Genomic DNA, 200 nt, shown 5'->3' on the forward strand with positions numbered 1-200 from the left:
GACCGAGCGCAGCACCCGGCCGGCGGTGGTGTAGCAGGCGGCGAGCGCCGAGGCGGCGAGCAGGCAGGTGAGGGTGGTGCGGGGCGTGGTGAACGCGGTCAGCACGGCGATCAGGGCCCAGCGCTCGCCGATCGGCAGCGCGGCCATCCGGCGCGCCCAGACCAGCCGGCCGACGCGGGCCGGCGGCTCGGCGAGGGGGC

The 200-nt window shown here is 79.5% G+C and carries 1 pseudogene; it reads right to left on the reverse strand.

From position 1 onward, the window contains the following. Positions 1-200, reverse strand: a pseudogene (locus RKE29_RS30080) (CDP-alcohol phosphatidyltransferase family protein); the annotation flags it as partial.

This window comes from Streptomyces sp. B1866 (assembly GCF_031932565.1).
In the GTDB taxonomy this organism is placed as follows: Bacteria; Actinomycetota; Actinomycetes; order Streptomycetales; family Streptomycetaceae; genus Streptomyces.